16 protein-coding genes are annotated in these 15,859 nt (G+C 63.5%); 13 read left to right on the top strand and 3 right to left on the bottom strand.

Annotation, left to right across the window (positions count from 1 at the left end; translation table 11 throughout):
- The first annotated feature begins 79 nt into the window (after positions 1–79).
- The 9 genes from miaB (at position 80) to NR193_RS00525 (ending at position 9,057) form a co-directional block, all read left to right on the top strand.
- Positions 80–1,438, top strand: coding sequence for a tRNA (N6-isopentenyl adenosine(37)-C2)-methylthiotransferase MiaB (gene miaB / locus NR193_RS00565; protein ID WP_256749321.1), 1,359 nt, complete (start codon positions 80–82; stop codon positions 1,436–1,438).
- A gap of 83 nt (positions 1,439–1,521) precedes the next feature.
- A complete protein-coding gene (locus NR193_RS00560) occupies positions 1,522–2,514 on the top strand; it encodes a PhoH family protein (RefSeq protein ID WP_256749320.1) in 993 nt (330 codons plus the stop codon).
- An 18-nt stretch (positions 2,515–2,532) separates the two neighbouring features.
- A complete protein-coding gene (ybeY, locus tag NR193_RS00555; protein ID WP_256748954.1) occupies positions 2,533–3,039 on the top strand; it encodes an rRNA maturation RNase YbeY in 507 nt (168 codons plus the stop codon).
- Positions 3,040–3,067: 28 nt separating this feature from the next.
- The gene (locus NR193_RS00550; protein WP_256748953.1) at positions 3,068–4,162 is read left to right on the top strand and encodes a hemolysin family protein; all 1,095 of its coding nucleotides are present in this window, start codon (positions 3,068–3,070) and stop codon (positions 4,160–4,162) included.
- Positions 4,163–4,178: 16 nt separating this feature from the next.
- Complete coding sequence (locus tag NR193_RS00545) at positions 4,179–4,649, top strand: VOC family protein (RefSeq protein ID WP_256748952.1); 471 nt, start codon at positions 4,179–4,181, stop codon at positions 4,647–4,649.
- 99 nt (positions 4,650–4,748) lie between these two features.
- On the top strand, positions 4,749–6,341 hold the full coding sequence (gene lnt / locus NR193_RS00540) for an apolipoprotein N-acyltransferase (RefSeq protein ID WP_256748951.1): 1,593 nt from the start codon (positions 4,749–4,751) through the stop codon (positions 6,339–6,341).
- Positions 6,342–6,480: 139 nt separating this feature from the next.
- The gene (locus tag NR193_RS00535) at positions 6,481–6,900 is read left to right on the top strand and encodes a helix-turn-helix domain-containing protein (protein ID WP_091579562.1); all 420 of its coding nucleotides are present in this window, start codon (positions 6,481–6,483) and stop codon (positions 6,898–6,900) included.
- Positions 6,901–7,068: 168 nt separating this feature from the next.
- Complete coding sequence (metK, locus tag NR193_RS00530) at positions 7,069–8,334, top strand: methionine adenosyltransferase (protein ID WP_256748950.1); 1,266 nt, start codon at positions 7,069–7,071, stop codon at positions 8,332–8,334.
- Between the two features lie 21 nt (positions 8,335–8,355).
- The gene (locus tag NR193_RS00525) at positions 8,356–9,057 is read left to right on the top strand and encodes a tRNA (guanosine(46)-N(7))-methyltransferase TrmB (RefSeq protein ID WP_256748949.1); all 702 of its coding nucleotides are present in this window, start codon (positions 8,356–8,358) and stop codon (positions 9,055–9,057) included.
- On the opposite strand, the gene NR193_RS00520 is transcribed toward NR193_RS00525, so the two are convergent.
- Positions 9,038–10,447 carry a sensor histidine kinase gene (locus NR193_RS00520; RefSeq protein ID WP_256748948.1) on the bottom strand — a complete coding sequence of 470 codons (1,410 nt, stop codon included), beginning with the start codon at positions 10,445–10,447 and terminating at the stop codon, positions 9,038–9,040. The genes NR193_RS00525 and NR193_RS00520 overlap by 20 nt on opposite strands.
- The gene (locus NR193_RS00515) at positions 10,447–11,121 is read right to left on the bottom strand and encodes a response regulator transcription factor (protein ID WP_256748947.1); all 675 of its coding nucleotides are present in this window, start codon (positions 11,119–11,121) and stop codon (positions 10,447–10,449) included. The genes NR193_RS00520 and NR193_RS00515 overlap by 1 nt, the downstream gene beginning before the upstream one ends.
- A gap of 119 nt (positions 11,122–11,240) precedes the next feature.
- On the opposite strand from NR193_RS00515, the gene NR193_RS00510 reads away from it, so the two are divergent.
- From NR193_RS00510 to NR193_RS00495, 4 genes are all read left to right on the top strand, one after another.
- Positions 11,241–12,305 (top strand): ABC transporter substrate-binding protein, encoded by a 1,065-nt coding sequence (locus tag NR193_RS00510; RefSeq protein WP_256748946.1) that lies wholly within the window; start codon positions 11,241–11,243, stop codon positions 12,303–12,305.
- A gap of 307 nt (positions 12,306–12,612) precedes the next feature.
- On the top strand, positions 12,613–13,557 hold the full coding sequence (locus NR193_RS00505) for a tripartite tricarboxylate transporter substrate binding protein (protein WP_256748945.1): 945 nt from the start codon (positions 12,613–12,615) through the stop codon (positions 13,555–13,557).
- The gene (locus NR193_RS00500) at positions 13,554–14,039 is read left to right on the top strand and encodes a tripartite tricarboxylate transporter TctB family protein (RefSeq protein WP_256748944.1); all 486 of its coding nucleotides are present in this window, start codon (positions 13,554–13,556) and stop codon (positions 14,037–14,039) included. The genes NR193_RS00505 and NR193_RS00500 overlap by 4 nt, the downstream gene beginning before the upstream one ends.
- A 25-nt stretch (positions 14,040–14,064) precedes the next feature.
- Positions 14,065–15,621 carry a tripartite tricarboxylate transporter permease gene (locus tag NR193_RS00495; RefSeq protein WP_256748943.1) on the top strand — a complete coding sequence of 519 codons (1,557 nt, stop codon included), beginning with the start codon at positions 14,065–14,067 and terminating at the stop codon, positions 15,619–15,621.
- Positions 15,622–15,627: 6 nt separating this feature from the next.
- Here the strand turns inward: NR193_RS00495 and NR193_RS00490 are convergent, their stop codons facing one another.
- Positions 15,628–15,792 (bottom strand): hypothetical protein, encoded by a 165-nt coding sequence (locus NR193_RS00490; RefSeq protein WP_256748942.1) that lies wholly within the window; start codon positions 15,790–15,792, stop codon positions 15,628–15,630.
- Between the last annotated feature and the right edge of the window lie 67 nt (positions 15,793–15,859).

Here is a 15,859-nt window from a genome sequence, read left to right as displayed (position 1 = left end):
GTCACGGAAAGGCGTTAGAAGCCGCCGGATGGACTTGAACACGATAGAGCGTGACGACATCGACGCCACCGCCGAAGGGATGGCCGCGCCGGCTGGAGCGACCAGGAAGGTCTTCATCAAGACCTATGGCTGCCAGATGAACGTCTATGATTCGCAGCGCATGACCGATGCGCTGGCCGCCGACGGCTATACCGCGACCGACACCATCGGCGAGGCCGATCTGGTGCTGCTCAACACCTGCCACATCAGGGAGAAAGCGGCCGAAAAGGTCTATTCCGAGCTTGGCCGTATCCGCGAGATGAAGGCAGAACGCGCCGGCACCGGGCGCGAAATGCTGGTCGGCGTCGCCGGCTGCGTGGCGCAGGCCGAAGGGGCCGAGATCATCCGCCGTTCGCCGGCCGTCGATCTGGTCATCGGCCCACAGACCTATCACCGGCTGCCCGACGTATTGGCGCGGGTGCGCGGCGGCGAAAAGATCGTCGAAACCGACTACGCCATCGAGGACAAGTTCGAGCATCTGCCGCAGCCGAAGCGCGCCGAGGTCATCAAGCGCGGCGTAACCGCATTCCTCACCGTGCAGGAGGGCTGCGACAAGTTCTGCACCTTCTGCGTCGTGCCTTATACCAGGGGCTCCGAAGTGTCGCGGCCGGTGGCGCAGATCGTCGCGGAGGCGCAGCGTCTGGCGGAAGCCGGCGTGCGCGAGGTGACGCTGCTCGGCCAGAACGTCAATGCCTGGCATGGACAGGGCGAAAGTGGCGAGGAATGGGGCCTTGGCCGGCTGCTGTTCAGGCTCGCCGAAATCCCGGGGCTGGCGCGCTTGCGCTACACCACCAGCCACCCGCGCGACATGGATGATGAACTGATCGCCGCCCACCGCGATCTGCCGGCGTTGATGCCTTATTTGCATCTGCCGGTGCAATCGGGCTCCGACCGCATCCTCAAGGCGATGAATCGCCGGCATACGGCGAAGGACTATCTGGCGCTGCTCGACCGCATCCGCGCCGCGCGGCCGGATATCGCGCTTTCCGGTGACTTCATCGTCGGTTTCCCCGGCGAGACCGAAGCGGATTTCGAGGCGACCATGGAACTGGTGCGCCAGGTGAACTACGCCTCGGCCTTTTCGTTCAAATATTCGCCCCGCCCTGGCACGCCTGGCGCCGAGATGGCCGACCATGTGCCGGAAACGGTCAAGGATGAGCGCCTGCAGCGGCTGCAGGCGCTGCTCGTGAAGCAGCAGCAGGACTTCGGCTCGAGCCTCGTCGGCAGGACCATCGACACGCTGATCGAGAAGCCCGGCCGCCAGGCCGGCCAGAAGGTTGGCCGCTCGCCTTGGCTGCAGCCGGTTATTGTTGATGAAAAGGCCGGCGAAATCGGTGACATTATCCAGGTGCGAATCACGAAGACGGGCTACAACAGCCTGTTCGCCGAATTGGCCTGAGGGTCTCGGCAGATGAGGAGAGACGGTTGAGCGCAGCAGAGCTGAAGAACCTGCCCCCGGTACCGGCATCTGGGGCTTCTGACATGGCGCACATCGTTCTGACTTTCGACAACAACAAGCTTGCCAGCGCCCTTTACGGTCAGTTCGACGAAAATCTCGCCAGGCTCGAGCAGAAGCTCGGCGTCGACATTCGCTCGCGCGGCAACCAGCTGACCATCAAGGGGTCCGCTTCGGCCGCCGAGCAGGCGCGCCGCGCCCTGGATAATCTCTACGGCATTCTGCAGAAGGGCGTGGATATCGGTCAGTCCGACGTCGACGGCGCCGTGCGCATGGCGGTCGCCGCCGATGATCAGCTGACCCTGCCGACGCTGGAGCGCAAGGGCAAGGTCTCCGCCGCCCAGATCACCACCCGCAAGAAGACCATCTATGCCCGCTCGCTGAACCAGGACGCCTATATGCGGGCGCTGGAGCGGTCGGAACTCGTGTTCGGCATCGGTCCGGCCGGCACCGGCAAGACCTATCTGGCGGTGGCGCATGCGGCGATGCTGCTCGAGCGCGGCATGGTCGAGCGCATCATCCTCTCGCGGCCGGCGGTCGAGGCCGGTGAGCGGCTTGGCTTCCTGCCGGGTGACATGAAGGAGAAGGTCGATCCCTACCTGCGTCCGCTCTATGATGCGCTTTACGACATGATGCCGGCCGACAAGGTCGAGCGGGCCATTGCCGCCGAGGTGATCGAGATCGCGCCGCTCGCCTTCATGCGCGGCCGCACGCTGGCGCATGCCGCGGTCATTCTCGACGAAGCGCAGAACACCACGCCGATGCAGATGAAGATGTTCCTGACCCGTCTGGGCGAGAACTCGCGCATGATCGTCACCGGCGATCCAACCCAGATCGACCTTCCCCCGAGCACCAAATCCGGTCTGGTCGAAGCCTTGCGTGTCCTCGACGGCGTGGCAGGCGCGGTGACCGTGCGCTTCAACGATGTCGACGTGGTTCGCCATCCGCTGGTGGCGGAAATCGTCAGGGCGTACGACCGGGATGCCAAGCTGGCGCGCGGCCTCGGCGCCGAGAATTGATTTTGACGATGCGGCTTCATGCCTGAGGACATAAAACCGGTCGGTGGGGAGATATCGCTGCCCGTCGACATCGACCTGGCCGTCGAAGCGGGAAACTGGCCTGAAGAGGCCGGACTTTTGCGGCTGGTCGAGCGGGCTGCCGGTGCCGCCTTCGCCGAAACCGGCGCGGCAGGACGCTCCGAACTCAGCGTCGTTTTTTCCGACGATGCCCACATACGCACGCTCAATGCCGGCTGGCGCGGCAAGGACAAGCCAACCAACGTCCTGTCTTTCCCGGCTTTTCCGTTCCCCAGGGGTGGCCCGCTGCCGCCGATGCTGGGCGATATCGTGCTGGCCGCTGAAACTGTCGCGCGCGAGGCGGCACTGGAAGAGAAGCCCCTGGAGAACCATATCTCCCATCTCGTCATCCATGGCCTGCTGCATCTCATGGGCTATGATCACGAGACCGACGCCGAGGCCGAGGAGATGGAGGCCGTCGAACGCGCAGCGCTCGCAAGGCTTGCCATTCCCGATCCCTACGCGTAACTACAAAAGACCAATTGACCGGACGACGATGAACGACAAACCAGAGACTGCCGCCCGCCCCGACGCCGGCAGTGCTACCAAGGCTTCCGATACTTCGGAAGAGGGATCAAGTCCGAGTACCGTTACCCTAGGTGTTGCCAACACCGGCAGCGCTGCCAGCGAGTCTTCGCCTGCCGGTCCCTCCCTGTTCGAACGCGTTTTGGGCTTGTTCCGGCAGCGCAACGGCACCAGTCTGCGTGAGGAAATCGCCGGCGCGCTTGCCGAAACGACGAGCGATACCGGCGCCTTCTCGCCCGGCGAACGCGCCATGCTCAACAACATCCTGCGGCTGCGCGAAGTGCGCGTCGAGGACGTCATGGTGCCGCGCGCCGACATCGAGGCGGTCGAGATCACGACGACGCTCGGCGATCTCTTGGGCACCTTCGAGCAATCCGGCCATTCCCGCATGCCGGTCTATTCCGAGACCCTCGATGACCCGCGCGGCATGGTCCATATCCGCGACGTGCTGGCCCACATCACCAAGATAGCGCGGGTCAAGAAGGGCCGCACGAGCAGGAAAACCCCTGCCGCCACGGTTCTCGATCTCGCGCAGGTCGACCTCGCACGCACCATTGGCGACCTCAACCTGATCCGCCCGGTGCTGTTCGTGCCGCCGTCGATGCTTGCCTCCGACCTGATGGGCCGCATGCAGACGACGCGCACGCAGATGGCGCTGGTGATCGACGAATATGGCGGCACCGATGGCCTCGCCTCGCTGGAAGACATCGTCGAGATGGTCGTCGGCGACATCGAGGACGAGCATGACGACGACGAGCCGATGATCACCCAGAGCGGTGACGGCGTGTTCATCGTCGACGGCAAGGCCGAGATCGACGATGTCGCCAAGATGATCGGTGGGGATTTTGCCGCCGGCGAACACGGCGAATATGTCGACACAATCGGCGGCATGATCTTCAACACGCTTGGCCGCGTTCCGGCCCGGGGCGAGGTGGTGCAGGCCATTCCCGGCTTCGAGTTCCACGTGCTCGATGCAGATCCGCGCCGCGTCAAGCGCGTGCGCATCGTGCAAATCCAGAAGGCTGAACGCCGCCGCCGCGCCACCGCCCGTGCCGAGCAGGCGTGAGCCTGTCGCTCGCCCGATGACGCTCGACGACCCGTTCAAGCACTCGAGTCTGGGCTCCGGTGTCTTCTACAAGGACCCTCGTGCCGCGCTGGACTGGCTTGAAGCGGCCTTCGGCTTCGTGCGCAGCATGGTGGTCGGCGATGCCGAGGGGAAGCTCGTCCATGCCGAGATGCGGTTCGGCGACAGCTACATCATCGTCGATTCCGAATGGGCCGACTACGTCGCCAGCCCGGCTTCGGTCGCCGGCAGGAACACCCAGTGCGTCTATGTGCGCCTGAAGGAAGGGCTGGACGCCCATTGCGAACAAGCCAGGGCAAAGGGCGCGGAGATCATCCAGGAGCCAGCCGATCAGTTTTATGGCGAACGTCAGTATCGGGCCCGTGATCCCGAGGGCCATGTCTGGACCTTCACGCAACCCATTCGCGTGGTTCCGCGTGAAGAGGCGGAGCGATTGAGCGGTCTGCGCATCGACGGCTGGCATCGCTGACTCGGCCCCGGCGCGCTTCTCGCGGGATCGCTGCCGTTTGGAGCGCGGACCACAGCCTGTTAAATCTTGCTTCCTGATTCGCGCGACTCGGAAGTATGCATGGAGCGCCTTGCCGGCCGGATAATTCTGCTTTGGGGTTGGCGGCGCGCGCTCGTCGCGTTTCTCGCGGGGGCGCTGGCGGTGCTTGGCCAGGCGCCTTACGATTTCTTCGCCGCCTGTTTCATCTCGTTTCCCTTGCTGGTCTGGCTGCTCGACGGCGCCACCGGCGAAGCGTCCGGCAGCCTGTTACGGCGCCTGCGGCCGGCTTTTGCCGTCGGCTGGTGGTTCGGCTTCGGCTATTTCCTTGCCGGCTTGTGGTGGATCGGCTCGGCGCTGCTGGTCGAGGCCGACAGCTTTGCCTGGGCGCTCCCCTTCGCGGTGGTCGGCATTCCCTTCGGGCTCGCCTTTTTCTATGGCTTTGCGGCAATGATGGCGCGGCTTTTGTGGAGCAGCGACATAGGCCGTATTGCCGCCCTTGCCTTCGGCTTCGGGCTGGCGGAGTGGCTGCGCGGCTTCCTGTTCACCGGTTTTCCCTGGAATGCGATCGGCTACGCCGCAATGCCCGTGCCCTTGCTGATGCAGAGCGTCTCGGTCACCGGCATGATCGGCATGAACGTACTCGCCGTGTTCCTCTTCGCGCTGCCGGCGCTGCTGGCGGCGCGCCGGCATCTTCGCCTCGGCGCGGCGCTGTTTGTCATCCTCGCCGCTGCCCATGCCGGCTTCGGCTATGTCAGGCTTGCCGCTCCCGAGAAGCCGGCGGCGCGCAGCCTGGATGTCCGTATCGTCCAGCCGGCCGTGGATCTGTCGGAAAAGTGGGACGCTTCTGTGCGCGACCGCATCTTCGCGGTCCTGATGGGCCTGTCGGCCAAGGCACCGGATCCCGGTCATGCAAAGCCGCAACTGATCCTGTGGCCGGAAACCTCGGTGCCGTTCCTGTTCACCGAGCGCCCCGACGCGTTGACGGCGCTGGGCGACATGCTGGGCGATGGCCAGACGCTGATAGCCGGCGTCGTGCGCGAGGAACGCGGCTCGGCCGCCAACGCCGACAGCCGCTACTACAACTCCGTGGTGGCGATCGACGACAAGGGTGAAATCACTGATGCCGTGGACAAGGTTCATCTGGTGCCGTTCGGCGAATACCTGCCTTTCGCCGATTTGCTCGAGCGTTTCGGCATCGAGCAGTTGGTTGCCGGGCCGATGACGTTTACCGCTGGCAACGAGCGGCATGCCCTCACGCTGCCGGGCGGTATTCGCGCGCTGCCATTTATTTGTTATGAGGTGATTTTTCCCGATCTGGTGGCAGTTGACGCAACGTCAGCACAGCTTATTGTGAACGTCACGAATGATGCCTGGTTCGGCGACACGCCGGGTCCGTACCAGCATTTCAGGCAGGCTCAGATTCGCGCGGTGGAGAATGGATTGCCATTGTTGCGTGCCGCCAACAACGGCATCTCGGCCGTTGTCGATCCACGCGGACGCATCGTCGATGCGCTGGCGATCGACGCGCGCGGAGCCATCGATGCACATGTGCCGATTTCCGAACAGAGGATCATATCCTCCGGCCAGCGGTGGATTAACGGAATGCTGATCATGTTGCTGTTTGCCGTTGCGGCGGCGCTGTTGAACGTAAGGCAAAGGCTACGGGTGAATTGACAGCCCGCACATTAGAAACTCATACTGTAACGCCTGAAATTTCTCGAAGTCGGTTGATCGTTCTGTTGGGGCAGTTGCCTCCGGCTCCATTTGGGCAGGAAAAAAATAGAGAAAGCCGAAAAAATTCGGCGAGGAAAAAATGGCAGAAGACAACAAGAAGAAACCGAATCCGATCGACATCCATGTTGGGAGCCGCATTCGGCTTCGCCGCAATATGCTGGGAATGAGCCAGGAGAAACTGGGCGAGAATCTCGGCATCACATTTCAACAAATTCAGAAATATGAAAAGGGCACCAATCGCGTCGGCGCCAGCCGCCTGCAGGCGATCGCTTCCATACTCGGCGTGCCTGTCGCCTTCTTTTTCGAGGATGCGCCGGGCCAGGAGGCCGTTGCCGGCCGTGGCTTTGCCGAAGATGCGTCGATGGCTTTCGCCGTCGAATTCTGCGGCAGTCCCGAAGGTCTTCAGCTCAACCGGGCCTTTGTCAAGATCGCCGACGCCAAGGTGCGCCGCAGGATCATAGATCTGGTCAAGTCCCTCTCCGCCGACGATCCCGACTGATCCGCAATCCCGTGCCACCGGCGGCGACTTGCCGCCGGTGGCACAAGATAACTGCATTGACATTCATGCCAGGACGGCGGCACCGCTTGACGAGCGGCGCTCCGCCCCGCTAACACGTGGCGCGCCAAAATCGGCAGCCTGCCGATCGTTTTTCAAGAGGGGACACCCGTGACGCGGCAGAATTACTTCTTTACCTCGGAATCCGTTTCCGAGGGCCATCCCGACAAAGTCTGTGACCGGATTTCCGACGAGATCGTCGATCTGGTCTATCGCGAAGCCAAGAAGACCGGCATGGATCCGTGGAAAGTCCGCGTCGCCTGCGAGACGCTGGCAACCACCAACCGCGTCGTCATCGCCGGTGAGGTGCGCGTCCCCGAGACGCTGCTGAAGAAGGACAAGGAAGGCAACATCCTGAAGGATGCCGCCGGTCACCCGATCGTCAATCCGGCCAAGTTCAAGTCTGTCGCCCGCAAGGCGATCCGTGAAATCGGCTACGAGCAGGCCGGCTTCCACTGGAAGACGGCGAAGATCGAGGTCCTGCTGCACGGCCAGTCGCCCGATATCGGCCAGGGTGTCGACAACGCTTCAGACCGTCAGGGCGAGGAAGGTGCCGGCGACCAGGGCATCATGTTCGGTTATGCCTGCCGTGAGACGCCGGATCTGATGCCGGCGCCGATCTATTACAGCCACAAGATCCTCGAGCTTTTGGCCGCCGCCCGCCACGAAGGCAGCGGCGAGGCCGGCAAGCTCGGGCCGGACGCCAAGAGCCAGGTCACCGTTCGCTATGTCGACGGCAAGCCGGCGGAAGCCACGCAGATCGTGCTCTCCACCCAGCACCTCGATGCAAGCTGGGACTCCAAGAAGGTGCGCCAGGTTGTCGAGCCCTATATCCGCGAGGCACTGGGCGACCTCAAGATCGCCGACAATTGCATGTGGTACATCAACCCGACCGGCAAGTTCGTCATCGGTGGACCGGATGGCGATGCCGGGCTGACCGGCCGCAAGATCATCGTCGACACCTATGGTGGTGCGGCACCCCATGGCGGCGGTGCCTTCTCCGGCAAGGACACCACCAAGGTCGACCGTTCCGCGGCCTACGCGGCCCGCTATCTGGCCAAGAATGTCGTCGCGGCGAAACTCGCCGACCGTTGCACCATCCAGCTTTCCTACGCCATCGGCGTCGCCCAGCCGCTGTCGGTCTATGTCGACCTGCACGGCACCGGCAAGGTCGACGAGGCCAAGCTCGAGGAAGCGCTGCGCACCGTCATGGATCTCTCGCCGTCCGGCATCCGCCGTCATCTGGATCTCAACAAGCCGATCTATGCCAAGACGTCGTCCTACGGCCATTTCGGCCGCAAGGCCGGCCGGGATGGGTCTTTCTCCTGGGAAAAGACCGATCTCGCCAAGGCACTCAGGGACGCGGTTGCCGCCTGATAGCGGCGCCAAGGCCTCGCTATGGAACCGAAGGATAGACCACGCCGCGCGACCGAAGCATTTTTCGGTCGCCGGCGCGGCAAGACCATGCGTCCGCAGCAGGCGGCCGCGTTGGAAAGCGGCTTTGGCAGATACCGGCTCGATCTGACAGCTGAACCGCCGGCTGATCCGCGCACTCTGTTTGAAGCGGATGTTTCGGCCGTTCGCCTCGAAATTGGCTTTGGCGGCGGCGAACATCTGCTGCATCGCGCCACCGAGGCGCCAACGATCGGCTTTATCGGCGTCGAACCCTTCGTCAACGGCATGGCCAAGATGATGATAGCGGTCAAGGAAAAGCCACTCGCCAATCTTCGGGTTTATGACGACGACGCCACCCGGCTGCTCGACTGGTTGCCGCAGGCTTCGCTCGACGGCATCGACCTTCTCTATCCGGATCCCTGGCCGAAGAAGAAGCACTGGAAGCGCCGTTTCGTCAGCTCGGTCAATCTCGACCGTTTCGCGCGCGTCCTGAAGCCGGGTTCAAAATTCCGCTTCGCCTCCGACATCGACACCTATGTAAACTGGACTTTGCTGCATTGCCGGGCGCATGGCGGGTTCGCCTGGCAGGCTACGGAGGCGGCGGACTGGCATCGTCCCTATGACGGTTGGCCCGGCACCCGCTACGAGGCGAAGGCCATTCGTGAGGGCCGGCGGCCGGCCTACCTTACCTTCGTGCGGGGCTGACCCGGTTCGCCGTTGAAAAGGTGACGCGGACGCGCAGGCCGCAATCGTCCTTGCCTGCCGACAGGTCGAGCCGGCCGCCGAACAGCGCCCCGATCTCCTCTACGATCGGCAGGCCGAGCCCAGCTCCTGGCTTGCCGCCGGCGTCGCCGCGCACGAAGCGCTGGCGTACGCTATCCAGTTTGCCCGCCGCAATGCCGGGTCCGGTGTCTTCCACTTCCAGAATGACATCGGCGCCGCTACCGAAGACCTTGACGGTCGCCTCCGTCCCGCTGCCGGCATAAGCGAGCACATTTTCGATCAGATTGCGGATCATTTCGCTCAACAGCATCGGCTCGCCGCGGACAAACTGCGCCCGTTCGCCCTCGAAGCCGAGGTCGATGCCGGCACTGTGGGCGTGGGCGACAAAGTCGGCAGTCAGCGTCCGCGCAAGTTCGGTCAGATTGATCGCGCCAAGGCTCTTCAGCCGATCGGATGTCGCTTCGTCGACCTTGGCCAGCAACAGGAGCTGGGCGATGACCCGCTCGGCATGGGCGATCGCCTCGTCTCCGATCGCGGCGGCACGGCGTGCCTCTTCAAGCGAATGAGCGCGCGCCGAAAGCGCCAGCTGTGTGCGAATGATGGCCAGCGGCGTGCGCAGCTGATGGCTCGCATTGCCCGTGAAATGCCGCATCGCGCCGAGTGCCGAACCAAGTCTTCCCATGAACGAGTTGACGGTGTCGACCAGCCCGCGCACCTCCTTCGGCACCGCTTGTTCGATCGGGTGCAAATCGTCGGGGTTGCGCTCGGCAATGGCATCGCGCAGCCGATAGAGCGGCCTCAGCGAAAAGGTGACGGCGAGCCACACGATGGCCGCTGCACCGCCGATCAGGATGGCCAGGCGCAATGCGGAGCGCAACAGGATGGTCCGGGCCAATTGCGAGCGGGCAATCGTCGTTTCGGCGACGGTAACGACAAAGGGCACGGAACTCGCCCCCGTCGAAGCGGCGCGGGACAGCGATGTCAGCCGGATAGGCTCGCCGCGAAAACTGCCATCGGCATAGCCGCTTTCCTCCCGCGCGAGCCCTTTGATCACCGGCAGCGTCTGATATCCGGTTATGAAGACGCCACCGGGGCCGTCGACGCGGTAGAAGACGCGGTCCTGTGCCGCCGATGTCAGCATTTCGAGCGCCACATAGGGAACGTCGACCTCCAGCACGCCGTTCTCGGCCACCACGATGCGCTCGGCAATGGCCAGCGCCGAGCCGGCCAGCACGCGGTCCGACACGGCGTTTGCCGTGTTCACGGCCTCGCGATAGGTGTCGGCGAGCGCAATCAGGCCCATGATGACCAGCGGCACCAGCAGCCAGACCAGCAGCCGCCCTCGCAGCGAATATGGCGTTGTCTGCACCATCAGGCGCGTGGGATCTTTTCGAGGTAATAGCCAATGCCGCGTGCGGTTCTGACCGTCAGCCCGTATGGCGCCAGCCGCTTGCGCAGGCGGCTGGCATATTGCTCGATGGCGTTGGCGCTCAGATCCTCGTCGAAACCGGCAAGCGATTCGATAATCGCCTGCTTGGCCACCACCTTGCCGGCGCGCATGAACAGCGTTTCGAGAAATGCCAGCTCCCGCGCCGGAATGTCGATCACCGCTCCCAGGGACGAGAAACTGCGCGTGTTGAGGTCGAGCACTACCTCGCCAAAGGCAACGGTGGCTGCCTTGAGGCCGGCGCGACGGCGCAGCAGCGTGCGGACCCGTGCCTCCAGTTCGCCCACATCGAAGGGCTTGACCATGTAGTCGTCGGCGCCAAGGTCGAGCCCCTTGACCCTTTCGTCCAGCGAGTGGCGTGCCGACAGGATCAGCACCGCCGCGTCATGCTGTCGGCCGCGCATGGTGCGCAACACTTCGAGACCGTCCATCTGGGGCAGGTTAAGGTCGAGAATGACGAGGTCGAACCGCTCGGTGGCAAGGACCGCCACGGCCGACGCACCGTCGCCGACCACGTCGACGGCATAGCCGCTGCTTCTCAGCACGGCCGCGAGCCCACCGGCCAACGTCTGATTGTCCTCTACCACCAGAATGCGCACTGGGTTCTCCCTGCACCGACGATGCCTATTCGACAGGCAAAGGTCCAGAGCCGCGTCATTTGCGTCCGTCGCGTGTCGCCGTTGTACGACCCGCATTGTTGATGCATGGTCTGGCGACCATGCGCTTGGCCATCCTCACCGTTCTGGTTTGTCTTTCGGCGCCCACGCGGGCCGAGGTCACCCTCTTCCCCGCACTTGACGGTGCTTCGAACGCACGCACGCTGGTCGTCTATTCCTCGCTGGACGTGCCCTTGGCCAAACCGATGATCGATGGCTTCCAGAGGGCCAATCCCGATGTCGCTGTGCGCTACGAGGATTTGTTGACGACCGACATCTATGATCGTGTCGTGGCCGAAACGGACGCCGGCAAGGGCACCGCCGACATTGCTTTTTCCTCGGCCATGGACCTCCAGGTCAAGCTCGCCAATGACGGCTATGCTCAGGAAAGCCGTCTGCCGCTCTCCGATCGCTGGCCGCGCTGGGCAAACTGGCGCGACACGGCCTATGCGCTGACCTTCGAGCCCGCGGTGTTCGTCTATCACAAGCCGAGCTTCAAGGACGTTCCGCCGCCAGCCACGCGCGGCCAGTTCGTCGATTTCCTCAGGACCCAGGGCGACAAGGTCTATGGCCGCATCGCCACTTACGACATCGAGCGTTCCGGCGTTGGTTTCATGTTCATGGCGCGCGACCAGGAGCAGTATCCGGATATCTGGTCGGTGATCCGCGCCATGGGAGCGGCGGGTGTGAAGCTCTATTCGACCAGCTCCGCCATCCTCGAGCGGATCGCCGATGGCCGCTTTGTGCTTGGCTACAACATCCTGGGTTCTTATGCCGCCGACTGGGCCGCCAGAGATCCCGACGTCGGCATAGTCCTGCCCAAGGACTATACGGTGGTGATGTCGCGCATCGGGCTGGTGCCGACCGGCTCCCACTCCCCCGACCTCGGTCGCCGCTATCTCGAATATTTCATGTCCGCGGAAGGACAGACGGTGATGGCGCGCGAACTCGAGATCGCCGCCGTCAATCCAGACGTTTCGGGTGAGAACACGGCAAACAGGATGCAGGAGGTTCTCGGCGCACAATTGCGTCCGGTCCCGGTCAGCCCGGGCCTGATGGTCTATCTCGATCAGGTAAAGCGCATGCGCCTCATCGAACGCTGGAACGCTGCGCTGCGCAGTCCCTGACAGCGCGATATTCCTATCCTGTTGCATCGGTGTCAGTCTGATGTCAGGTTGCCATGCTAGGTAGGTTTTGGCCCATCCGTGGAGGCGGCGAGGCTCGGAAAGTTCGGGAGGACTTCGAACACGTTTCCGCAAAGACTACCGACGGCCGGCACTGCCGCCGTGCAGGTAGGCTGGAAACGCTGCCCATAGTGGCCGGACCCTGAGCCGGCCAGCTCCTTCCTTGTCATTTCGGGACGCTGCCTGGCGCGGGCTTCGAAACTGAACAAGCATTTGCCCCGCACATGCGGGTAGCAAGGGAGGAACGGCAATGAAGCAATTCGTTTTGGCATCCATCATTGCGGGCGCACTCGCCCTGCCGGCCGCAGCGGCCGACTACAAGATCATGGCTCCCGCAGCCCCCGGCGGCGGTTGGGACCAGACGGCGCGTTCGATGCAGACCGCGCTCCAGGACGAAAAGATATCGAGCAGCGTGCAGGTCAACAACGTTCCCGGAGCCGGCGGCACCATCGGCCTCGCGCAGTTCGTCAATCAGGCCAATGGCGATCCGACCCAGCTCATCGTCGGTGGCTATGTCATGGTCGGCGCGATCCTTACCAATGCCTCGCCGGTGACGCTCGACCAGATCACCCCGATCGCCCGGCTGACCGGCGAATATGAAGCGATCGTTGTTCCGGCCGCGTCCGACATCAAGGATATGGCTGGGCTGGTTGCCAAGCTCAAGGCCGATCCGGGCGCGGTCTCCTGGGGCGGCGGCTCTGCCGGAGGGACCGACCACATTGCTGCCGGCCTTCTTGCCAAGGCTGTTGGCGTGGACCCCACCAAGATCAACTACATCGCCTTTTCCGGCGGCGGCGAAGCTCTTGCCGCCATTCTTGGCGGTCAGGTGACGGTCGGCATTTCCGGCTATGGCGAATTCGAATCGCAGATCAAGGCCGGTCAGCTCCGTATCATCGGCATCTCCAGCGAGACCAAGGTCGAAGCCATCGATGCGCCGACCTTCAAGGAAAGCGGTGTGGATGTCTCCATCCAGAACTGGCGCATGGTTGCTGCCGCTCCCGGCCTCACCGCCGATCAGAAAGCCGCCGTGCTTGCCGACGTGGACAAGATGGTGCAGTCGGCGTCGTGGAAGAAGATTCTTGCCGACAAGGGCTGGGCCAACACCTATCTCGCCGGTGACGAATTCTCCGCCCAGCTCAAGAAGGACACCGAAGCGACGGCGGCGATCCTGAAAGATATCGGTCTGGTGAAATGAGCCAGACCGACCACCAGCAAGCGAAGCGCCGCCCGGATCGGGCGGCGCTTGTCATCGCCGCCGCCCTCGCCATCGTGGCTGTGGTGATTGCGTGGAGCACCGCTAGCCACGGTGCCGGCGCCAATTATGCGCGCGTTGGCCCCACGACCTTTCCATACTTCATTGCCGCGGTGTTTCTCGGTCTGTCGATCTGGACGGCCTTCGAGGCCTTTCGCGGTGATTTTCCTGAACGCGAACATCAGGAGATCAGTCCGATCCTGTGGATCGTCGGCGGCCTCGTGGCCCAGATGTTGCTGCTGAAGGTGGCCGGCTTCGCGATTGCCACGGGCCTGCTCTTTGCCGCGACCGCGCGCGCATTCGGCCGCGGCCCGTTGTGGCAGACGATCCCGATCGGCCTCGTCCTGTCGTTCATCATCTGGATCATCTTCGCCAAGGGGCTGCAGCTTTCGCTGCCTGCCGGCCCGCTCGAACGGCTGTTCTAGCGATTTTCGTGGGAGTTCGGCCCTGATGGATACGTTCGGTCTGCTGGCGCAAGGGTTGTTGACGGCGCTCGAGCCTATGAACCTGCTTTATGCGCTCATCGGCGTCACGCTCGGCACGGCTGTCGGCGTTCTTCCCGGCATTGGCCCGGCGCTCACCGTGGCGCTGCTGTTGCCCGTCACCTACAAACTGGACCCGGCTGGCTCGCTGATCATGTTTGCCGGTATCTACTATGGCGGCATGTATGGCGGCTCGACGACGTCGATCCTGCTCAACACGCCGGGCGAAAGTGCCTCGATCGTTACCGCGCTGGAAGGCAACAAGATGGCTCGTGCCGGGCGCGGCGGGCCGGCGCTTGCGACGGCCGCCATTGGCTCTTTCGTCGCCGGCCTGATTGCCACCATCGGCCTCGCCTTCATCGCGCCAACCATCGTCAAGATGGCGTTGTCGTTCGGTCCGGCCGAATATTTCGCGCTGATGATCCTTGCCTTCATGACCGTTTCGGCCGCCTTCGGCGACTCGACGCTACGCGGTCTCACCGCGCTGTTCATCGGTCTGGGGCTCGGGTTGATCGGCATTGACCTGCAGACAGGGCAGGCGCGTCTCGCCTTCGGCATTCCCGACCTGCTCGATGGTATCGAGGTGACCACGCTTGCGGTGGCGCTCTTTGCCATCGGCGAAGCGCTGAGCGTTGCCGCCGGCAAGAGCAGCAGTTCAACCGTCCAGGCGGTCAAGGGTTCGGTCTGGATGACCCGCGAGGACTGGCGCCGCTCATGGAAGCCCTGGCTGCGCGGCACCGCCATAGGTTTCCCGATCGGCGCCATGCCGGCCGGTGGCGCCGAAATCGGCACGTTCCTTTCTTACTCCGTGGAAAAGCAGCTTGCGGAAAAACCGGAAGAATTCGGCCACGGCGCGATCGAGGGCGTTGCAGGTCCGGAAGCGGCCAACAACGCTTCGGCTGCCGGAACGCTGGTGCCGTTGCTGACGCTGGGACTGCCGACCACGGCCACGGCTGCGATCATGCTGGCTGGCTTCCAGCAATTCGGACTGCAACCAGGCCCGCTGCTGTTCGCCACAAACCCTCAGCTTGTCTGGGGTCTGATTGCCAGCCTGCTCGTTGCCAATCTGATGCTTCTGGTGCTCAACCTGCCGCTCATCGGTGTCTGGATCAAGCTTTTGACGATACCGACACCTTGGCTCTATGCCGGCATCCTGACGTTTGCGACGCTCGGAACGATCGGTGCGAATGCAGCCGTGTCGCAGGTCAACGTCCTGGGGCTGTTCACTTTGCCCGTTTCGTTCGAACTGGGCATGCTTTTGGCGTTCGGCCTGCTCGGCTACGGCCTGCGCCGCTTTGGCTATCCGATTGCGCCGGTCGTGGTGGGATTGATCCTGGGGCCGATGGCGGAACAGCAACTGCGCCGCGCGCTGGCCATCAGCCAGGGCGATCTGTTGATCCTGGTCGGATCTCCGATTGCGGTGATCCTGTTGCTGCTTGCCGCGACTGCGGTGCTTTTGCCGCTCTACCTGCGGGCCCGTGGCCGGGGCAAGGTTCTGGCTCAGCTTGGCGCCAGCGAGGACTGACAGGCTCTAGAAGCGCCGGATCCGGTGGAAATCGCGCGGCTCGATGCCCAGCGCCACCAGATCCCGATTGTCGGGGCGGCGACCGCGCTCGACAGCGGCGGATACGGTAATTGCACTGCCAAACAGGCGGATCAGTTCGCCAATAGCGCCAAACGGCTTGTAGGTGTTCATTTGTTTCTTCCTTGCTGTCGTGCATCATCGAAATTGCACGGCGTGATGGAGATAGGTACTGGAAAGA

It is taken from the genome of Mesorhizobium sp. Mes31, assembly GCF_024519675.1.
Taxonomy (GTDB): Bacteria; Pseudomonadota; Alphaproteobacteria; order Rhizobiales; family Rhizobiaceae; genus Mesorhizobium.
The sequence above is the reverse complement of the archived record's forward strand: the minus strand, read 5'-3'. Positions and strand labels throughout refer to the sequence as shown.